At 59.8% G+C, this 19,740-nt stretch carries 17 protein-coding genes; 4 read left to right on the top strand and 13 right to left on the bottom strand.

Annotated features, from left to right (window positions below):
* Positions 1-207 precede the first annotated feature (207 nt).
* Together clpA and B30_RS14985 are read left to right on the top strand one after the other, a co-directional pair.
* Entirely contained in the window at positions 208-2,541 is a 2,334-nt protein-coding gene (gene clpA, locus B30_RS14990; protein WP_009572968.1) for an ATP-dependent Clp protease ATP-binding subunit ClpA, read from the top strand.
* An 89-nt stretch (positions 2,542-2,630) separates the two neighbouring features.
* The gene (locus B30_RS14985; protein WP_009572967.1) at positions 2,631-3,602 is read left to right on the top strand and encodes a M23 family metallopeptidase; all 972 of its coding nucleotides are present in this window, start codon (positions 2,631-2,633) and stop codon (positions 3,600-3,602) included.
* 6 nt (positions 3,603-3,608) lie between these two features.
* On the opposite strand, the gene B30_RS14980 is transcribed toward B30_RS14985, so the two are convergent.
* The 3 genes from B30_RS14980 to B30_RS14970 form a co-directional block, all read right to left on the bottom strand.
* Positions 3,609-5,252 carry a peptidoglycan -binding protein gene (locus B30_RS14980; RefSeq protein WP_009572966.1) on the bottom strand — a complete coding sequence of 548 codons (1,644 nt, stop codon included), beginning with the start codon at positions 5,250-5,252 and terminating at the stop codon, positions 3,609-3,611.
* A 1-nt stretch (position 5,253) separates the two neighbouring features.
* Positions 5,254-6,435, bottom strand: coding sequence for a hypothetical protein (locus tag B30_RS14975; protein ID WP_009572965.1), 1,182 nt, complete (start codon positions 6,433-6,435; stop codon positions 5,254-5,256).
* Between the two features lie 85 nt (positions 6,436-6,520).
* Positions 6,521-7,093, bottom strand: coding sequence for a gamma-glutamylcyclotransferase (locus tag B30_RS14970; RefSeq protein WP_009572964.1), 573 nt, complete (start codon positions 7,091-7,093; stop codon positions 6,521-6,523).
* Between the two features lie 104 nt (positions 7,094-7,197).
* Between B30_RS14970 and B30_RS21500 the strand changes: the two genes are divergently transcribed.
* Positions 7,198-8,199, top strand: a complete 1,002-nt coding sequence (locus B30_RS21500; protein WP_009572963.1) for a DUF2125 domain-containing protein — start codon at positions 7,198-7,200, stop codon at positions 8,197-8,199.
* A 3-nt stretch (positions 8,200-8,202) separates the two neighbouring features.
* Here B30_RS21500 and B30_RS14960 read toward each other — a convergent pair whose 3' ends face one another.
* From B30_RS14960 to B30_RS14940, 5 genes are all read right to left on the bottom strand, one after another.
* Positions 8,203-8,739, bottom strand: a complete 537-nt coding sequence (locus B30_RS14960) for an extensin-like domain-containing protein (protein ID WP_009572962.1) — start codon at positions 8,737-8,739, stop codon at positions 8,203-8,205.
* Between the two features lie 224 nt (positions 8,740-8,963).
* Positions 8,964-9,887 (bottom strand): prephenate/arogenate dehydrogenase family protein, encoded by a 924-nt coding sequence (locus tag B30_RS14955; RefSeq protein ID WP_009572961.1) that lies wholly within the window; start codon positions 9,885-9,887, stop codon positions 8,964-8,966.
* On the bottom strand, positions 9,884-10,972 hold the full coding sequence (hisC, locus tag B30_RS14950) for a histidinol-phosphate transaminase (protein WP_009572960.1): 1,089 nt from the start codon (positions 10,970-10,972) through the stop codon (positions 9,884-9,886). The genes B30_RS14955 and hisC overlap by 4 nt, the downstream gene beginning before the upstream one ends.
* 250 nt (positions 10,973-11,222) lie before the next feature.
* The gene (rpsD, locus tag B30_RS14945) at positions 11,223-11,843 is read right to left on the bottom strand and encodes a 30S ribosomal protein S4 (RefSeq protein ID WP_009572959.1); all 621 of its coding nucleotides are present in this window, start codon (positions 11,841-11,843) and stop codon (positions 11,223-11,225) included.
* Positions 11,844-12,067: 224 nt separating this feature from the next.
* Positions 12,068-13,129, bottom strand: coding sequence for a Hint domain-containing protein (locus B30_RS14940; RefSeq protein ID WP_009572958.1), 1,062 nt, complete (start codon positions 13,127-13,129; stop codon positions 12,068-12,070).
* A gap of 551 nt (positions 13,130-13,680) precedes the next feature.
* Between B30_RS14940 and B30_RS14935 the strand changes: the two genes are divergently transcribed.
* Positions 13,681-14,532, top strand: coding sequence for a sugar phosphate isomerase/epimerase family protein (locus B30_RS14935; protein WP_009572957.1), 852 nt, complete (start codon positions 13,681-13,683; stop codon positions 14,530-14,532).
* 85 nt (positions 14,533-14,617) lie between these two features.
* Here the strand turns inward: B30_RS14935 and B30_RS14930 are convergent, their stop codons facing one another.
* The 5 genes from B30_RS14930 to B30_RS14910 all read right to left on the bottom strand — a co-directional run bounded on the left by B30_RS14930 (position 14,618) and on the right by B30_RS14910 (position 19,720).
* Positions 14,618-15,370, bottom strand: coding sequence for a 3-keto-disaccharide hydrolase (locus B30_RS14930; protein WP_040402697.1), 753 nt, complete (start codon positions 15,368-15,370; stop codon positions 14,618-14,620).
* 97 nt (positions 15,371-15,467) lie between these two features.
* Positions 15,468-16,016, bottom strand: coding sequence for a gluconate 2-dehydrogenase subunit 3 family protein (locus B30_RS14925; RefSeq protein WP_009572955.1), 549 nt, complete (start codon positions 16,014-16,016; stop codon positions 15,468-15,470).
* Positions 16,016-17,704: a GMC oxidoreductase gene (locus B30_RS14920; protein ID WP_009572954.1), complete on the bottom strand. Its 1,689-nt coding sequence runs from the start codon at positions 17,702-17,704 to the stop codon at positions 16,016-16,018. The genes B30_RS14925 and B30_RS14920 overlap by 1 nt, the downstream gene beginning before the upstream one ends.
* A 34-nt stretch (positions 17,705-17,738) precedes the next feature.
* Positions 17,739-18,629, bottom strand: coding sequence for a hydroxypyruvate isomerase family protein (locus B30_RS14915; protein WP_009572953.1), 891 nt, complete (start codon positions 18,627-18,629; stop codon positions 17,739-17,741).
* A 155-nt stretch (positions 18,630-18,784) separates the two neighbouring features.
* Entirely contained in the window at positions 18,785-19,720 is a 936-nt protein-coding gene (locus tag B30_RS14910; RefSeq protein ID WP_009572952.1) for an ABC transporter substrate-binding protein, read from the bottom strand.
* Between the last annotated feature and the right edge of the window lie 20 nt (positions 19,721-19,740).

Genomic DNA, 19,740 nt, shown 5'->3' with positions numbered 1-19,740 from the left:
GTCATACATGTTTAAGAGATAAAGAGGGAAATCTGCGTACCAAACCGCCCAAATCTTGATGCCTCACAAAAAAGTAGGGGTGTTAACCACTTTTTTCCTTGAAGCGCGCGCGTTTCAATCGAACTTTAAGAGTATGAGGCCACGGTTATGGTTGCGGGGCCATGAAACGCCCCCCTCCAGACCCCGAAAGCAAGGAGCACAAAAGACGTGCCGTCATTTTCGAACACCCTTGAGCAAGCCATCCATGCAGCCTTGGCGCTGGCGAACGCCCGCCGTCACGAGCTTGCGACCCTGGAACACCTATTGCTGGCCCTGATCGACGAGCCCGACGCGGCGCGCGTGATGCAGGCCTGTAATGTTGAGCTCGAGGAGTTGCGAAAAACCCTGCTGGATTATATAGAAGACGATCTTTCAACACTCGTCACCGATGTTGAAGGATCTGAGGCGGTGCCCACCGCCTCCTTCCAACGCGTGATTCAACGCGCCGCCATCCATGTCCAATCCTCTGGTCGTACCGAGGTCACCGGTGCCAATGTGTTGGTCGCGATCTTTGCCGAACGCGAATCGAACGCCGCCTATTTCCTGCAAGAACAGGATATGACGCGCTATGATGCGGTGAATTTCATTGCCCATGGCGTGGCCAAAGACCCCGCCTTTGGTGAGGCGCGCCCGATCACCGGCGCAGAAGAGCATGAGGATGAGGGTCAGACCTCCTCGCATCAGCCCAGCGGTGAGGACAAAGAATCCGCGCTGGCCAAATACTGTGTCGATCTCAACAAAAAGGCTATGAAAGGCGATGTTGATCCGCTGATCGGTCGCGCCCATGAGGTCGAACGCTGTATTCAGGTGCTTTGCCGCCGCCGCAAAAACAACCCGCTTTTGGTCGGGGATCCCGGCGTTGGCAAAACCGCCATTGCCGAAGGCTTGGCCAAAAAGATTGTTGATGGCGAAACCCCGGACATCTTGGCGCAGTCGACGATTTATTCGCTCGATATGGGCGCGCTTTTGGCCGGGACACGCTATCGCGGTGATTTCGAGGAACGTCTGAAAGCGGTCGTCAAAGAGCTCGAAGAACATCCCGACGCCGTCTTGTTCATCGACGAGATTCACACAGTGATTGGCGCTGGTGCCACATCCGGCGGGGCGATGGACGCGTCCAACCTGTTGAAACCCGCGCTTGCGGGCGGAAAACTGCGTTGCATGGGGTCCACGACCTACAAAGAGTTCCGCCAGCATTTTGAAAAAGACCGGGCTCTGGCACGTCGCTTCCAAAAAATCGACGTCAATGAACCGACCGTGGATGATGCGATCAAAATCCTTCAGGGCCTCAAACCCTATTTCGAGGAACATCACGACATCCGCTACACCCATGATGCGATCAAGGCTGCGGTCGAACTGTCCGCGCGCTATATCCATGACCGCAAATTGCCGGACAAAGCCATCGACGTGATCGACGAGGCCGGTGCCGCGCAACATCTGGTGGCCGAAAGCCGTCGCCGCAAAACCATCGGCACCAAAGAGATCGAAGCGGTTGTGGCGAAAATCGCCCGCATCCCGCCGAAAAACGTCTCGAAAGACGATGCCGAAGTGCTCAAAGATCTGGAGGCCACGCTCAAACGCGTTGTGTTCGGTCAGGACAAGGCGATCGAAACCCTGTCTTCGGCGATCAAATTGGCCCGCGCGGGTCTGCGTGAGCCCGAAAAGCCGATTGGCAACTATCTGTTCGCCGGGCCGACAGGCGTCGGTAAAACCGAGGTGGCGAAACAGCTTGCCGACAGCCTAGGCGTTGAATTGCTGCGGTTTGACATGTCCGAATACATGGAAAAACACGCGGTCTCCCGCCTGATCGGCGCGCCTCCGGGCTATGTCGGCTTTGATCAGGGCGGCATGTTGACGGATGGCGTCGATCAGCATCCGCATTGTGTGCTTTTGCTCGATGAGATGGAAAAGGCCCACCCGGATGTCTACAACATCCTGTTGCAGGTGATGGACAACGGCAAGCTGACCGATCACAACGGCCGCACCGTCGATTTCCGCAATGTGATCTTGATCATGACCTCAAACGCGGGGGCCACCGAGCAAGCGAAAGAGGCCATCGGCTTTGGTCGCGATCGTCGGACAGGCGAAGATACGGCAGCGATTGAACGGACCTTTACGCCAGAATTCCGCAACCGTCTTGACGCCGTGGTGTCCTTTGCGCCACTGCCGAAAGAGGTCATCATGCAGGTGGTCGAGAAATTCGTGCTGCAACTTGAGGCCCAGCTTATGGACCGCAATGTGCATATCGAACTCACCCGCAAAGCGGCGGAATGGCTGGCAGACAAGGGCTATGATGACAAAATGGGCGCGCGTCCGCTGGGCCGCGTGATCCAGGAGTACATCAAAAAGCCGCTGGCCGAGGAATTGCTGTTTGGCAAACTCGCCAAAGGGGGCGTGGTCAAGGTTGGCGTCAAAGATGGTCAGATCGAACTGCGCGTCGAACAGCCGGACGCCCCGCGTATCGGGCGGCAGAAAAAGCCCCCCCTGCTCACTGCGGAGTGATCGCAACACTGTTTGAAAAGGCCCCGTCAAAACTTGACGGGGCCTTTTTCACAGGCGAGCCTGCGCACATATCATTGAGGGATCTCCCGATGCGCCTTGGCCTTTTTCTACTCTGTCTGTCCGCCGCCGCCCCCGCATGGGCGCGTGACCCTGTTCTGTCGGTGCCACTCAACTGCACATTGGGCATGGATTGCTATATCCAAAACTACGTCGATGCCGATCCAGGCGCGGGCGCTGCGGATTTCACCTGTGGCACATTATCCTATGACGGACACACAGGCACCGATTTCGCCCTGCCCACGATCAAAGACATGTGGAACGGCATCGAGGTTTTGGCCGCGGCCCCCGGCACGGTCACGGCCACCCGCGACGGCATGGACGACCATCCGCAAGGTGTGGAAGGCGCGCCGGATGTGAGCGGAAAAGAATGCGGTAACGGCGTTGTCGTCGATCATGGTGGCGGTTGGAACACGCAATATTGCCACATGATGAACGGATCTATTCAGGTGGAAAAAGGCCAACGTGTGACCGCCGCAACCGTCTTGGGCACAGTCGGTCTGTCTGGCCAAACCCAATTCCCCCATGTCCATCTGGCCGTGCGCCACAACGGCACCGTCATCGACCCCTTCAACCCGGACGGCGTGATTTCCTGCGGAATAGAGGCGATTTCGAACGGCACATTGTGGAACGAAGACATGCGCTATGTGCCGGGCGGATTGCTGGCCATCGGGGTCAGCCCCGAAATGCCGGAGTATGAAAGCGTCAAAGCGGGCACGGCCGGTACAGGCCAGTTTTCCACATCCGACCCGGCCTTGGTGGTGTTTGGCCTTGCCTATGGCGGTTTGGCGGGCGACATCATGCGCCTGTCCATTTCAGGCCCCGAAGGCGAAATTGTCGGCTATGACGCCCCTGTAGAGAAGACCCAAGCTCAATTGTTTCGTGGGGCGGGCAAACGCTCCCCCGGCGCATGGCAACCGGGCGGATACCGCGCCTCGGTGCAGCTCATTCGCAACGGCCACACCCTTGACGAACGCCAATTCGACTTCACCGTCATCGAATGATCACCGTTACTTTTCGGTGAGTTTCAACTCAATTCGCCGGTTTTGCGCCAAAGCCTCGGGGCTATTGCCCGTCGCAATCGGTTGGAATTCGCCAAAGCCAGCCGCGACCAAGCGGGACGGCGGGAACCCCAATTCCTGCGACATGTAGCGCACCACGGAGAGCGCTCGCGCCTGTGACAACTCCCAGTTGTCGGCATATTCCCCGGTGCCTGAAAGCGGCGTTTTGTCGGTATGCCCGTCAACGCGAATGACCCAATCAATCTCTGGCGGAATGTCGGCGGCGACCTCTGAGAGGGTGCGGGCGACACGGGCGATCTGGGCTTTGCCTTTTGGTCCAAGGTCGGCAGAGGCCGGTTCAAACAGCACCTCTGAGCTGAACACAAAGCGATCGCCAACGATCTTGACCCCTTCGCGGTCCCCAAGGATTTCGCGCAGCCGCCCAAAGAATTCAGAGCGGTAATTTTCCAACTTCTTCGCCTCTTGCTCCAACCGCTTACGCTCGGCCTCCTCCAAGGCGGCGCGGCGTTTTTCTTCGGCGGCAACCTGTGCCAAGGCGGAATTGAGACGCGTGGTCAGGCTATCGACCTGCACCTGATTTTGCGCATCTTCTGCCGTGCGCATATCAAGCGTCGATTGCAGCGAGGACAGTTGCTTGCGCATCTCGGCGATTTGCGCGTTCAAAAGCGCCACTTTGCGGGCTTCCTCCGCGGTCTTCGCCTCCTCATTGGCAAGCGCCTTTTGCGCCAGAGCCAAAAGCGCCGCCTGTTTATCCGTGTCGCTCACCTGTGTATCGAGTTCGACTTTGAGCTGATCGCGCGCGGTCTCGGCGGCGGCCAAAAGGGTTAGTGTTTCCTCGGCATCACGGCGCACCTCTTCGAGCGCCAGCGTCATCGCCGTCATCTCATCTTGCGAAGCTGCCATCCGATCCTGCAAGGCCTTGAGCGCCGCCGCATCCGCCAAACGTGCCTGTTCGGCCTCCGTCATCTGCGTCTCAGCCGCCTCTGCCTTGGCCACGGCCTCGCCCAGCGCCGCCTCGCGATCTGCCGCTTCCGCCTTCAATTGTGCCACCAAAGCATCCAAAGCTTCGCGCCGCGCGGCGGCCAAACGCGCCTGTTCCATAGCGGCGTCGATCTCTTTGCGCGATTGCGCCAATGCCAGTTGCGCCGCCTCTTGTTCGGAAATCAATGTGGCTTTCGCCGCCTCCAAATCCTCAATCTGCGCGGCCAATTGTGCGCCTTTCGTCAGCGCCGCATCGCGTTCGGTCAACAGGCTTGCGACCTGCGCTTCAAAGGAGGCAATCCGCGCCGCTTGCGCGCTGGTGGTGGCTTCAAGGCCTGCAATGGTATTGGCTTGCGCCTCCGCCGTGGCCCGCGCTTCAGACAGGGTCGCGCGCAGCGTGCCGATTTGGTCTTCCAATCCAGTGCTTTTTTGCTGTTCCAAGCCCAAAGCATTGGCCAAGGCCGTGACCTCGGATGTCAACGCGTCCAATTCGGTGGCTTGGCCTGAAATCTCGTCGCGCAGCATGGATTGCACGACCATGAAGATCGTCAAAACGAACATCAGCACCAGCAAAAGCGCGGTCATCGCGTCAACAAAGCCGGGCCAAATCGACCCCGACATGCGATGGGAGGACCGGCGTAACCCTGCCATTCTACTGTCCCTGTTCGCCGAGCGCGCGCAGGGTGCGGGTCAAATTGGCAATCTCGCCACGCAGTTCGGCAAGGCTTTCTTGACGTCCCGCCGAGAGTTCTTCGAGGATGCGCAACAGTTGCACATCAATCGAGCGCAGGCGCATCCGGCTTTCGGCGTCAAAGGTTTCGTCACCCGCCTCGCGGCTTGAAAGCGCGTCAATCAGGCGTTCTTGGCCCTCCGCCACGCGCATCAGCATTTTGTCGGTCGGCGTTTCGGCCCCCATGCGCGTGACCATTTGGTTCACGGCCCCGGCCAAGTCGCCCAACCGCGCCTCAAGGGCAGCACGCGATCCATCCGCGCGAACGAACAGATCTTGCAGCGCCTCCATCTGTTGACTCATGTGATCCAAAACCACCGCCGCGCCGGACATGTCGCTGCCCTCACCGTCAGAGGCGGAAAAGCCGATGCGAGTGATGGTCGAGAGCCATTCTTCCAACTCGCGGAAGAACCGATTTTGTCCATGCGAGGCAAAGAGTTCAAGCATCCCAACCACAAGTGAGCCGGCAAGCCCCAAAAGCGAAGAGGCAAAGGCCGTACCCATGCCGCCCAACTGGCCCTCAAGCCCGCCCATCAATTTGGTCAAGACGTCGGTCGCATCCTCACCCTCTTTCGGCGTGAGCGAACGAATGGTGTCGACAAGCGCCGGAACCGTGGTGGCAAGGCCATAAAACGTCCCGAGAAGGCCAAGGAATATCAGAAGGTTGGCGATATAACGCGTGATGTCGCGCGCCTCGTCAATCCGGGTTGCCACGGAATCAAGGATCGAGCGCGCCGACGTGGACGAGATTTGCGTGCGCGCGGTGCGATCGCGCAAAAGCGCGGCCAAAGGTGCCAAAAGACGTGGCGCATGCTTGCCCGGCACATTCGGACGCTGACCGGAAAACCGTTCGATCCAATTGACAGAGGCCACCAGTTGCACCACTTGCCAGAAACAGGCGAAAATACCGATGACAAAGACAAAGGCGATGAACCCATTGAGGTAGAGATTGGCAAAAAACACCGGGCCGACCCGCGGCAGCGCCATATAAAACCCAAAGCCCACCAGACCGAGCACGATGATCATCATGGTGATCTGACGTACGGGTTGGGAGAAAAAATTTTGCTTGGCTGCGCGCGGAAGCCTTTGATCCGGTTGGCCCATTGACCTTGTCCTGACCTGTCATTGCCTGTCAGGGTCACGATAGGCGAGGAACCACGATGTGCCAACACGCAATCGCGTGTGTGGGCTATGCGTTTGGAATTTGGCGCACCATTTCGGCCAATTGTGTCAGGTCTGCATCCTCCATACCCAGTTCGGCCAGATGCCGCGCGGTGTTGAACAGGTATTCCGAGTTCGGCCCCCGTCCACCTGTGGCGCGCGCAATGATCTCTGCTTGACGTGCAAGGGAGAGAGGCCCGGTGTATTGGACATGATCGGGATCGACGACATAGGCCAGCGAAGAGACCTCACGCCCATCCGAGAGGGTTAACATCACCCGGCGCTCCAGATAGGCCGAGGACACCAATTCGCGCTCACGCAGATAGGCAAGCGTGGTGGCGGCATGGTCGCGACTGACATGAAAGGCCAAGCCGCGGCAGGAAGCGCGCTCCTCCAGATCCAGCGCCAAAACCAGACCCGGCTCCTCAGGCGTGCCCCGATGATGAATGGACCACATGCAAAAGCTGCGCGCATAACCAACAAGGATCGCAGGCACACGTTCCGCAAAAGCAAAACCCGGGTTCCACATCAATGAGCCATAGCCAAAGACCCAAAACCCCTCTTGGTTCAAATCGTGATCCAACGTTATCCTGCTTTCCATTCTAAGGTCTTTTCGACGCTCCCCCGGCCCGTTAAACACGGGCTGAAACGGAATGAAAAGCCTTTGGCTCAGGTTGACCTGAGCGGGCCGCGAAAGGGCAACACATGCGCAAACTCATCTGGCTCGTCGTGATCGCGGGGCTGGCCTATACCGGCTATTGGTTCATCGGTGCAAAGAGCACGGAAAAGGCGATTGCGGGATGGGCGTCCGCGCGCGCCTCTGAGGGCTGGCAGGCCGAATATAGCGGCATCGACACCCATGGGTTTCCGCTGCGCTTCGACACCACGATCACCAAGCCGCGCTTTGCCGACCCGCGCACCGGCGTGGCCTTTTCGACCCCGCAGTTTGACATCCTGAGCCAAAGCCACCGCCCGACCCGCATCCGCGCGCAGGTCGCCCCCACGGCCACATTGGCCACGCCGCTGCAACGGATGGAGATCACACAAGACAGAGCCGAGGCGGAATTGTTTGTCGAACCGGGTCCAAGCCTGACCTTGGATCATGCCTCCGCCGTGCTCAACGGCTTTTCCGTGACATCGAATCTGGGCTGGGGCGTGACGCTTGAAACCGGGAATTTCAACACCCAGCGCGATATTTCCGATCCGTTCAAACATGATATTCATTTGGCGGTTCAGGGGCTGACCCCGTCTCAAGGCCTGATGGCCTCGCTCGATCCACAGGGGCTTTTGTCGCATCAATTCGAGCAGCTTGAGCTGCGTATGACAACCACATTCAACGGGCCATGGGACATTCACGCCCTCGAAGGCCCACGCCCGCAGCCAACCCATATTGACCTGACCAATTTCTCGGCCAAATGGGGCAAACTGGATTTGCGCATGACCGGGGCTTTTGATGTGGATGGGCGTGGCTATCCCATGGGCACAGTCGCGATCAAAGCGGTGAATTGGCGCGAGATGATCGAAATTGCCATATCAACGGGCATGATCCCGCAGAATATGAGCAATCTTGCATTGCGCGCAGGCGAAATGCTGGCCGGAATGTCAGGGCGCAAAGACACGATTGATGCCGAACTGACGCTGAAAGACGGGATGATCACGTTGGGCTTTATTCCGCTGGGCCCTGCCCCGCGCGTGGTGATCCGGTAAATGTCAGCGGCAATAACTTCCGGCGCGATAGCGCGCCGTGTCGAAATGGAAGTGATCGCGGTGATGGCGGTCTGACTCGGGGCCCAAGACGGTGCCAAACGGACCACAGGCCGAACTGTGCAGCTTGCGCAACAGCTTTCCGTCAACCCGCTGATCCCAGCCGGTGAGCACGCTCAAAGATTTGCCGTTGCGCAACGTAAGAGCCGAAATGTCGATGGCGTGGCCCTTGGCATGTTCTGAAATTTTCGCACCGCTTTGATTGTTGCGGGGTCGACACACATAGCTGGCTGCAATTTTTAACTCTGCAAGCCCGCCGCCAAGCCGTCCGATGGTCGGTTTCGCGCCGGTCTCAATCCAAGTTCGAAGCGTTTTGGCGGTCGTGCAATCGACAATCGCCGGTGTAGACAGGCGCACGCCCGCGACCTCGGTGATCTCAACAGGCTCGGAAATGCCGCAGCCTGCCTTGCCGCGGACCGCACTGATCGTTCGGCCTCGGATGTCGCTCCATCCACAGACCGAGCCCTTTTTGCCATAGCTCACCTGCGCCACCTGCCCGCTGGGAGGCCGCAGTTTCGGACGGGGCTTGGGGAGAGGTGAGACGAAATATGCCGAAGGAGAGGCCTCAGCTGTGACCGCAGCGACGGGAGCTAAAGGAGCGGTGGTTCCGGGACGAGGCAAGGGAATGGGTGACCGATCCATCTGCGCCCAGATCGGCCCGGCAACACAGGCCGAGATCAGCGCAAGCGTTATGCCGGCCCATGCCCTCATGTGCCTTTTTTGGCGCGTCCAAAATCCGGCGCATCCGTGTCCTGACCCGCCTCGATGATGCCGCGACGAATGGCGCGGGTGCGCGTGAAGTAATCGTGCAAATGATCGCCGTCGCCGGTGCGGATGGCGCGCTGAAGCGCAAACAATTCTTCGGTGAAGCGCCCGAGAATTTCCAGGGACGCTTCTTTGTTGGTCATAAACACATCGCGCCACATGGTCGGATCAGAGGCGGCGATCCGGGTGAAATCGCGAAAACCCGCTGCCGAGAATTTGATCACCTCTTGGTCCGTGACGCGGCGCAAATCATCGGCCACACCGACCATCGTATAGGCGATCAGGTGCGGCACATGACTGACCACGGCACAGACGATGTCGTGATGTTCCGGGTCCATCCGCTCGACGTTGGAGCCAAGCGCGCGCCAAAAGCGTTCAAGCTTTTCAACCTCAGCCTCATCCGCGCCCTCGGGCGGCACAATCAGACACCAGCGGTTGTCAAACAGTTCCGCAAAGCCCGAGCGCGGCCCTGAATGTTCGGTCCCAGCCATCGGGTGCGTGCCGATGAAATGCACGCCCTCGGGCGTGTGCGGCAGTACAGCCTCCAGCACGGATTTTTTCACCGAGCCCACATCGGTGACCACCGCGCCGGGCTTCAACACATGTTCAATCTCGGCCATCACCGCACCCATCGCCCCCACCGGCACGGCCAGCACGATCAGATCGGCGTCTTTCACCGCCTCAATGGGACTGTCACAGACCCGGTCAACCAGATGGATCTCGGCGGCGGTGTTGCGGGTGGCCTGCGAGCGAGCAAAGCCGGTGATCTCGCCCGCCACGCCCGCACGGCGCATCGCCAAGGACATCGACCCCGCAATCAGGCCCAGCCCGATCAGGGCGACCCGGTTATAAAGGACCGTGCTCACTTTTTCTGTTCCCGAAACTGGCCAATGACGTGGGCGACCCGACGACAAGACGCTTCGTCCCCCACGGTGATGCGCAAACAATTTGGCAAGCCATAGCCCGCCACCCGGCGCACGATGATGCCGTTTTGTTTGAGGAAGTCATCACAGGCCTCGGCCTCGGCCTGATCCAGAAACCGCGCGAGGATGAAGTTGGCGCAGGATGTGTCTGAGGGCACGCCCAGTTCCATCAACGCCTCGGCCAACCACGCCCGCAAACGGGTGTTGTCGTCGCGGCATTTTTCGACCCAATCGCGGTCTTTCACGGCGGCTTCTGCGGCGGCCAATTGCGGCTCGGACAGGTTAAACGGTCCGCGCACCCGGTTCAGCACATCGATGATGTCTTTCGGGCCATAGCCCCAGCCGATGCGTACACCGCCAAGACCATAAATCTTGGAGAATGTCCGGGTCATCACCACATTGTCGCGCGACTCAACAAGGGCGGCGCCGCCATCAAAGCCTTCGACAAATTCGGCATAGGCCCCATCCAGCACCAAAATCGTCTGGCTCGGCAGGTTGGCGGCAAGGCGGGCAATATCGCGTTGGCCGATCATCGTACCGGTCGGGTTGGCCGGGTTGGCGATGAACACCAATTTGGTGATCTCATTGCACGCCGCCAGAATGGCATCGACATCCACCACGCGTTCGCGTTCGGCCACACAAACCGGGGTCGCCCCCGCTGCCAGCGCCGAGATTTTATACATTGAGAACCCGTGTTCGGTATAAATCACCTCATCGCCCACGCCCGCATAGGCTTGGCACAAAAAGGTGATGACCTCATCCGAACCGACGCCGCAAATGATGCGTTCCGGATCAAGCCCATGCACATCGCCAATCGCTTTGCGCAAAGAAAAGTGATCGGTATTGGGATAACGATGCAGCGTGTGCGCAGCTTTGGCAAAGGCTGCCTTCGCACTTTCTGGCGCGCCGAACGGGTTTTCGTTCGACGACAGCTTGATCACATTCTCTACGCCGGCCACATGGCTTGTCCCGCTCTGATAGAGCGTGATGTCAAGGATGCCGGGCTGCGGTTCGATCAAACGGGTCATAGGTCCACTCGCTTTGAATTACCTGCCTCTCTTAGCGCCGCTTTTCGGCTAAGACCAGACAGATGAGCACCCAAGCCTGTGCTGTTGCTCACACGCGTCGGTTTTCGCACACAGCGTACAGGCACCGTGCCTCACTCAGGTGTGCCTGTCTTAGTTTTGGGCACCCCCGCATATACAAAAGACCACTCCTTACATGCAAAAGACCGCCCCGAAGGGCGGCCTTTCAAAATCTTCAAACTGTCGGCTCAGATTAGTTCTGAGCGTAGAATTCGATGACGAGGTTCGGTTCCATTTGAACAGCGAACGGCACATCGGACAGGCCCGGACGACGCACGAAGGTCGCGGACATTTTGTGGTGGTCTGCTTCAATGTAATCCGGCACGTCGCGCTCAGCCAACTGGGTGGCTTCGAGGACAACTGCGAGCTGCTTGGAACGATCACGCACTTCGATCACGTCACCCTCTTTCACGCGGTAGGAGGGGATGTTCACGCGCTGGCCGTTCACGGTCACGTGGCCGTGGTTCACGAACTGGCGGGCTGCGAACACGGTTGCAACAAATTTTGCACGGTAGACAACGGCGTCGAGGCGGGATTCGAGCAAACCGATGAGGTTTTCGCCGGTATCGCCTTTCATCCGCTCAGCGTCCGCAAAGATGCGACGGAATTGTTTTTCGGTCAGGTCACCGTAGTGGCCTTTGAGTTTTTGCTTGGCGCGCAGCTGCAGGCCAAAGTCGGACAATTTGCCTTTACGACGCTGACCGTGCTGGCCGGGGCCATACTCACGACGGTTAACCGGGGACTTCGGGCGGCCCCAGATGTTTTCGCCCATGCGGCGATCGAGTTTGTACTTGGCAGACGTGCGTTTGGTCACGATCTGGATCCTTTCAGGTTATAATGAAAGGTGCTGTCCTTTGCGTCCACGAACTGTCCGCATTGGGCGGAGTTATCGTTTCGGCCGACAGGCATCCCCTTGCGAGGGCCGCCAACACCAAATAGAGCACCGGCGCACATCTCTGCACACCGGATGGCGGGCTTATACAGGCGGGGCTTGCGGAGTCAAGCGATCCCCGCGCAATTCACGCCAATACGCAAAAATCACGCCACATTATGCATCATGATCGCTGCTTCTGCCGCCGACAGCGTGCGACGGGCCACAGGACCATAGGCTTCGGCCTGCTCGGCAAGATGCGGAAAGCGTTCCAACAACCGCTCGCGTTGATCTTCGCCAATCTCACGCAATCCGGCAAAGCCTGGATGAAAACTCTCGGTCTCCAACCCGTTGGCGATGATCACCTGATGGGCGTCAAACAGAAGATGGATATAATGGACCTCGCGTAGCGTCCGTTCGATGACAATGGAGCGGTCATTGACCAAGTCCTTGGCCGCGACCAAAACCTCATCGGCATTGAATAAGTCACGCGCCGCCGCGCCGCGCACCACCATCCGGTGTTGCGGTGACACGATCAAATCCTCGTCCGGCTGCCCCATGCCCAAAGCATCGGCTTTCAACCGGATCGGACGCAAATGCGGCATCGCGTAAAGCCGCGCCCCCGAAATCCGCCGTCCTCCAATCCAACGCAGAGCCTGCACGCCATTGTCTTTGGTCTGAACCAGATCGCCTTCGCGCAGGGTTTCAACCGCGCGCGGACCGTCCGGCGTCAGAATATCTGTGCCTTGAGCAAAACAAATCACCGCGCCCGGCTGATGTTCCTCAGCCTCGCGCGCGCCTGCGATATGGGTGGACACCACCCAAAGATCGGTGTCCTTTTGCGGCATTTCGCCCAAGAACATCAAAAGCGGCGCACCCAATTCGGCGCTGTCAATCAGGGTGATCTCATAGCGCTTGAGGCCATCGGTGACGTCAAACCCGCCATCGAAAAGCCGCTCTCTCATGTCAGTGTCATGGTAAATGGGAGCCCCCGCCAGCGCGGACCCGATCAAACGACGCACAGATTGCGCCGCGCGTTGATGTAATTCGGCGCGCCCGATTGCGCCGTCTAGGACGTGGACATCGCGTGCGCCATCGACGCACACCGCATCCCCCGACCAGCGCCATGAGGCCCCGACCCTGAGTGCGGAAAGAGGCGCATTGGTGAGGCCGTCGACCTCCCCTTGCGCCCACGCGATGACAAACGTGCCGGAAAAGCCCGTTCTCATTGCCTGTATGCCTGCCAAGTTTTTTATTTTATTGGCGTCACGCTAACACAGGCGATTCGTGCTGTTAACCTTTTTCTGGTCCTACTTCTTGCGTTTTGGAAATCAAACAGGACCGGCATTTCCGGCCAAACCTGTCCTTATGTTTTAAACTGCTTGATCTAACGAAAGTCTAAGCTGTCGCTGGTGCGCCTAGGACCACTGCCCCCTCGGTGCCGGTCGCCGTGGCTCTGCACGATTCTGGAGGCCTGCCTCATCCTCACTCTTTGGTTACGTTGAGACAGGCATATGTAACTACGACCGGAATACAGATCCACGGACTTTTACGACCAATCCCGCGCACTGTCCCCGTTTCTGGCACCGGGCACCGATACTTCAACCGACACTATCGAATGTGACCCAGCCCCCATGCCTAACCTCTAAACCATTGACACCCTGAGTGAAGAATTTTCACAAGTTGGCTTATGTAATGGTTTTCACAACAAATGAAAACCATTACATTTTGATTCGCACGACTCCGCGGAGGGGGTCGCAGCATTCTTGGGAGGATACCTATGACTTACAAATCGACCACCCTTGTGGCCGTTGTCGCCGCGCTTTGCGCCACAACCGCCCTCGCGCAGAACCGCGCTGTCTCGGACCTGCCGATCGCAATCCAGATGTATACGCTGCGCGATCATGGCACCCTTGAGGAGCAACTCGCCGCCGTCGAGGCCGCGGGCATCACCGCCGTCGAGACCGTGGGCTTTCAAAATCAATCCGCCGACGCGCTGAAGGCGCTGCTCGACACGCACGGGATCACCGCAATCTCGACCCACGCCCAACTTGCCGATCTGCGCGATAACCTCGACGAGGTCGTGGCCTTCAACGAAACGCTCGGCAACAGCTATCTCACTGTGCCCTATCTCGCCGAAGACATGCGCCCCACCGACGTCGCGGGCTGGACCGCACTGGGCGAAGAGCTGAAACAGATTGCCAACGAGATCGCCGACGACGGCATGACGCTCGCCTATCACAACCACGATTTCGAGATGGTTGAGTACGATGGGCGCACCGCGCTGGAGATCGTGATGGAGGCTGCAGGTCCTGAGGTCATGGCCGAGATTGATCTGGCGTGGGTCGATCGTGGCGGGCTTGACCCTGCGGAATACCTCGGGCGCTTCGACGGGCGCGTCTTCGCCGTGCATGTCAAGGACAACGCCCCCGAGGGCGAGAACACGGACCAGCGCGGCTTTGCCATTCCGGGTCAGGGCACACTCGACTGGGCGTCAATCCTGCAAGCCGCAGAAGATGCCGGTGTCCACTGGTACATCATCGAACATGACCTGCCTGTGGATGCGGCGGCGGTGGCAACTGAGGGCGCAGACTTTCTCGTCGAAATGCTGCCCGAGAGCGCGACACGCTAACACCATCAGCCGGAAAAACGTAAAGGGCCGCAGTCCCCTGCGGCCCTTTTTCATGTCGCATCCCTTTCATGCCACATCCCCAGGATCAAATCGGACGCAGCCAGATGTTGCGGTAACTCACGTCCGAGTTGTGATCCTGCAGAAAGATCGGCGCACAGCCATGCGCCTCATAGCTGGGCGCACCGATCCAGACCGTGGGTCCCTGAATCTGGGCATGGTTCTGTACGACAACGCCGTTCTGCAACACCGTCACATAGGCCGGACGGCGCAGTGCGCCATGTTCGGAGAAAATCGGCGCATCGAAAAGGATGTCGTAACTCTGCCATTCCCCCGGCGCGCGTGAGGCGTTCACCAGAGGCGGATGCTGTTTGTAAACCGACCCCGCCTGCCCGTTGGCGTAGGTCGCATTGTCGGAGCTGTCGAGAACCTGGATCTCGTACCGCTCCTGCAGGAAAATACCGCTGTTGCCACGGTCCTGCCCGTCAAAGCCTGCCGTCTCAGAAGGCGTGCGCCACTCCACATGCAACTGCACATCGCAGAACGCCTCTTTCGTGCGAATGCCGCCCGACCCCGAAGCGACAGTCATCGCGTCTTCCTCAAGGCTCCAGCCGATCTGACCGCCCTGCTCAGCCTCCCAAGCGTCAAAGCCGGTGCCGTCGAACAGCACCACCGCATCCGAGGGCGGTTGCCCTTCGGTGGTCGCGACGCTGCGCGGCACCGGCTCCCATATTTCGGTCACTTCCGATTGCGCCCTGCGGTTCATCTCCTGCGCCGCCACTGGAGCGGCCATCAGGGCCGGGGCCAACAGCCACACAGCGGCCATACGATAGTCCATCATCATTCGTCTCCTTATACGGTTGCGCCTTGCACAGTTGCGCCATGCACAGTTGAGCCGGGGCATGCCCGCAGACCGCCCCGCACTTCAATCTGGTCAATCAGGTGGCCCAGGCAGGGCCACCGTCATAATCGAGATCGCCGATGTATTCGCCCGGCACCGGCTCGTAGCGCAGCACCTCGTTCGCCCCGAGTTCCGAGGTGAAAAAGCCAAAGAGCGTCAGCTGGTGGATCGGCGTGAACCAGTGCGGCGTTGCGCCCTTTTCCGTCTCTATCCGCGCAAGCCGCGCGATGTCCTCGATCATTGCGGTCTGTTCCGAGGCCGAAAGCGCGCCGAATGGTTTGCCGTAAACATCCTCGCTCCAGCCGCGCAGCGTGGCGAGACTCTCGCGGAAACGCTCCTGTTGCGCGCCCGTGTAGCAGTCGCTGACATAGACGGTCATGAAGCCCCCCACATCGGCGGCACGCGCGCCGGGCGTCTCCGTCTCAGGCAGGATCACCTCGGCCACGTCGTTGAGAAACGCGGCATCCTCGGGGGAAAAGAGGTTTTCGCCAATCGAGGTTTCATCATAGGCCCGCGCCGCGGGTGCACCGATCAACGCGGTCCCTGTGGCGGCAGCGATAAAGGCAAGTAGGTCGCGACGGTTCATCACAGATCTCCAGATTTGAGGCTCTCAACCGCGTGGGCCGCAGCCCGCGCTGTCAGCGCCATGTAGGTAAGCGAGGGATTGACGCAGCTGGACGACGTCATGCAACTGCCGTCGGTGACATAGACATTGGGCGCATCCCAAACCTGATTGTGCTGGTTCAGCACCGACGTTGCGGGATCGCGGCCCATGCGGGCGGTGCCCATTTCGTGGATGCCCATACCGGGGGCATAGTCGCTTTCAGTCGGCTTCACGTCGACGAGGCCTGCAGCTTCGAACATCTCCACCGCATCCTGCTGCATGTCGACGCGCATTTTCTTTTCATTCTCGCCAAGCTCGACGCTGATCGCCAGAACCGGCAGACCCCATTTGTCGGTCACTGTGCCATCGAGCGCGATACGGTTGGCGTGATCGGGCAGCATCTCGCCAAAGCCGGTCATACCGATACGCCAGTCGCCGGGTTTCGACAGCGCCTCTTTGAGATCCTTGCCGATGTTCAGCTCGGCGATCTCGCGTTTCCAACCCTGACGGCTGGCCGAGCCCTGATAGCCAAAGCCGCGCAGGTAGTCGCGCGGCGCGCCCTCGACGTTGCGAAAGCGCGGAATGTAGAACCCCGCTGGGCGGCGGCCGAAGTAGTACTTGTCATCATACCCCTCGACACGGCCCTCTGCCCCGACGCGGAAATGGTGATCCATGACGTTGTGCCCAAGCTCGCCCGAGGACGATCCAAGCCCCCCCTCCCAGACATCGGTGGCCGAGTTCATCAACACCCATGTGGAATTGAAGGTCGAAGCGTTGAGGAAGATCACGTCGGCGGTGTATTCGTAGGTCTGCCCGGTCTCGGCATCTATGACCTCGACCCCGGTGGCACGCTTGCGGTCCCGGTCGTACATCACCTGCCGCACGATCGAGAAGGGGCGCAGCGTCAGGTTGCCTGTCGCCACCGCCACCGGAAGTGTCGCCGACTGGGTGGAGAAATAGGCCCCATAAGGGCACCCCAACCAGCACTTGTTGCGATACTGACAATTCAGCCGGTTCTGTTCCGGTTTGGGTTCGGTGATGTTGGCGACGCGGGCGTTGATCAGATGGCGCTTGCCGCCAAAGGCCTTTTGCAACCGGGCCGCCACGTCCTTCTCGACGATATTAAGCGGGATCGGTGGCAGGAACTCACCATCGGGCAGAATATCAAGCCCGTTGCGCGCCCCGGAAATTCCGGCGAAGCGCTCAACATGGTCGTACCACGGCGCGATATCGGCGTAGCGGATCGGCCAATCAACCGCGACGCCCTCCTTGGCGTTGGCCTCGAAATCCGTATCCGACCAGCGGTAGCTCTGACGCCCCCAGAGCAGCGAGCGCCCCCCCACGTGGTAGCCCCGGAACCAGTCAAAGCGCTTGTGCTCGACATAGGGGTTGTCCTGTTCGTCGGCCCACATGCCGTTGGTGGGCTCGTTGAGCGGGTAGTCACGCTGCAGCACCGGATGCTTGCGTTTCATCTCTGTCGTCGGGCTGCCGCGGTGCGGGTAGTCCCACGCTTCCTTGTCGGCATTCACGTAATCGGTCAGGTGCTCGATGTTGCGCCCGCGTTCGAGCATGAGTACCTTGAGTCCGCGCTCGGTCAGTTCCTTGGCGGCCCATCCTCCGCTGATCCCTGATCCGACGACGATCGCGTCGTAGTGCATGTTGTCTGCCATCTGGCTTTCCTCCTCCTGATGAAAATGCTGGCGGTTAGACGTCACAGGTCGCGACGGCGGCGCGCAGCGCCTCCGCGGCCGCGGCCGGTGTTTTGTTGCTGGGCACGAACTCCTGTGCGATCCAGCCGTCAAAGCCGGTGTCGCGGATCGCCCGACAGATCGCCGGGTAATTCAGTTCCTGATTGTCGTCGGGCTCGTGGCGGCCCGGATTCCCAGCGGTGTGATAATGACCAAAGCAGTCGTGGTGCTCAGTGATCCGGCGGATCACGTCGCCCTCCATGATCTGCATGTGATAAATGTCATAGAGCAGCTTGAAGTTTTCGGACCCCAACCGCTGGCAAAGCGCGACGCCCCATGCGGTGGTGTCACAGAGATAGTCGGGGTGGTTCACCCGCGAGTTCAGCAGTTCCATATGCAGCACCACGCCACGCGCCTCGGCGGCACCGATGATGCGCTTTAGCCCGCTCGCGCAGGCGGCGAGCCCCGCTTCGGGGTCCATGCCACGGCGGTTGCCGCTGAACAGGATGAGATTGCGGTAACCGGCGTCGGCCACAAGATTGATGTGGCGCAGGTAGCGCCCGATCAGTGCATCGTGGTTGGCAGATTCCGCCCAGCCGTCCTCAAGCCCAAGTTCGGCACCATTGCACATCGAGCTGTCGAGCCCATGCGCCTTTAGTATCGGCCAGTCGTCCGGCCCGCAGAGATCCACAGCACCGATGCCGATGTCGCGGCAAAGCGCACAGAGCGCGTCGAGCGACAGGAATCCGTAGGTCCAGCGCGCAACGGAATGACGAATGTTGCCTTTGAGCGGTGCAGCGGTGGATTGAGCAACAGCCGGAGCAGAGAGCGCCCCGCTGGTGCCTGCGACCGCAAGCCCCTGCATCAGGGCACGGCGCGTGAGTCCTCGTTCTGACAGATCAGTCATGTCGTCCTCCTCGACAGCGACAGATGGAACCCGGCGGAAGTCCGCCGGAAACGGATGCGCGCGTGAAACCGATTACATTGATGGACGCACTGCGCCTCGGATCACTATGTCAGCTCCGGTGCGCGGCAGGTGACCGCGCGCCGGATGAATTCGGATCAGTACGGGCTGTCTTCGAAGTAAAAGTCGTCGGCGTTATCGAGGGTGATGAGCTCAGAGGCGATGATGAAGTCGCCGCTCATGGGGGCGTTGCCGACGATGCCCGCAGCCGTCATCTCGATGGCCGTCGAGATCATTGCGGGCGGATATGTGACGTTCACCGGCACGCTCTTGTCGCCGCTGCGGATACGGTCGACCATCTCCTTCATGCCAGCGCCGCCGACCACGAACATCTCGCCGGTGCGGCCCGCCTGTTCGATGGCTGCCAGCGCACCCACGGCCATGTCGTCATCGGCGGCCCAGACTGCGTCGATCTGCCCGAAGCGCGACAGCCAGTCCTGCATCAAAGTGAAGGCCGTGTCACGATTCCAATTGCCATGATCCATCGCCAGTACCTCAATACCAGCGCCGTCAATCGCGGCCTCGAATCCCGCCACACGCTCGTTGTCGACGGTTGACGGGATGCCGCGCATCACCACGACCTTGGCGCCTTCGTCGAGCGTCTCGGCAAAATACTCACCCGCAGTGCGCCCGAAGCTGTTGTTGTCGCCCGCCACATAGAGATTCTCGATGCCGTCCACGGCAAGGCCGCGGTCAACCACTGTGACCCAAGTGCCGCTGTCGGCGATACGCTGAATTGGACCGGTGAGGGGTTCGGATTCGAAGGGCAGCACCACAAGCGCGTCGATGCCGCGGGTGGCGACCATGTCCTCAAGATCCGAGACTTGCGTGGCGCTGTCGGGGGTGGTGGTCAACACGAAGTCGAGATCCGGGTAGACCTTTTCCAACCGCTCGACCGTACGTTCGGCGTGGAAATTCAACGCGCCCGCCCAACCGTGAGTGGCAGCGGGAATCGAGACGCCGATGGTCTCGGCCCCGGCTGCGGCGCTGAAGCCGGTGACGAGTGCGGTGGTTGCAATCAAAGTCTTTATCATCTGTAAGTTCCTCCCAAGAA

Source organism: Celeribacter baekdonensis B30, assembly GCF_000299875.1.
GTDB classification, from domain to species: Bacteria; Pseudomonadota; Alphaproteobacteria; order Rhodobacterales; family Rhodobacteraceae; genus Celeribacter; species Celeribacter baekdonensis_A.
Note: the sequence above shows the minus strand (reverse complement) of the source record. Positions and strands in the feature narration are given on the sequence as shown.

Coding starts and splice junctions, on each gene's coding strand:
- B30_RS14985 (WP_009572967.1), top strand. CDS start 2,631: ATGCGCCTTGGCCTTTTTCTACTCTGTCTGTCCGCCGCCGCCCCCGCA.
- B30_RS14980 (WP_009572966.1), bottom strand. CDS start 5,252: ATGGCAGGGTTACGCCGGTCCTCCCATCGCATGTCGGGGTCGATTTGG.
- B30_RS14975 (WP_009572965.1), bottom strand. CDS start 6,435: ATGGGCCAACCGGATCAAAGGCTTCCGCGCGCAGCCAAGCAAAATTTT.
- B30_RS14970 (WP_009572964.1), bottom strand. CDS start 7,093: ATGGAAAGCAGGATAACGTTGGATCACGATTTGAACCAAGAGGGGTTT.
- B30_RS21500 (WP_009572963.1), top strand. CDS start 7,198: ATGCGCAAACTCATCTGGCTCGTCGTGATCGCGGGGCTGGCCTATACC.
- hisC (WP_009572960.1), bottom strand. CDS start 10,972: ATGACCCGTTTGATCGAACCGCAGCCCGGCATCCTTGACATCACGCTC.
- B30_RS14940 (WP_009572958.1), bottom strand. CDS start 13,129: ATGAGAACGGGCTTTTCCGGCACGTTTGTCATCGCGTGGGCGCAAGGG.
- B30_RS14935 (WP_009572957.1), top strand. CDS start 13,681: ATGACTTACAAATCGACCACCCTTGTGGCCGTTGTCGCCGCGCTTTGC.
- B30_RS14930 (WP_040402697.1), bottom strand. CDS start 15,370: ATGATGGACTATCGTATGGCCGCTGTGTGGCTGTTGGCCCCGGCCCTG.
- B30_RS14925 (WP_009572955.1), bottom strand. CDS start 16,016: ATGAACCGTCGCGACCTACTTGCCTTTATCGCTGCCGCCACAGGGACC.
- B30_RS14920 (WP_009572954.1), bottom strand. CDS start 17,704: ATGGCAGACAACATGCACTACGACGCGATCGTCGTCGGATCAGGGATC.
- B30_RS14915 (WP_009572953.1), bottom strand. CDS start 18,629: ATGACTGATCTGTCAGAACGAGGACTCACGCGCCGTGCCCTGATGCAG.
- B30_RS14910 (WP_009572952.1), bottom strand. CDS start 19,720: ATGATAAAGACTTTGATTGCAACCACCGCACTCGTCACCGGCTTCAGC.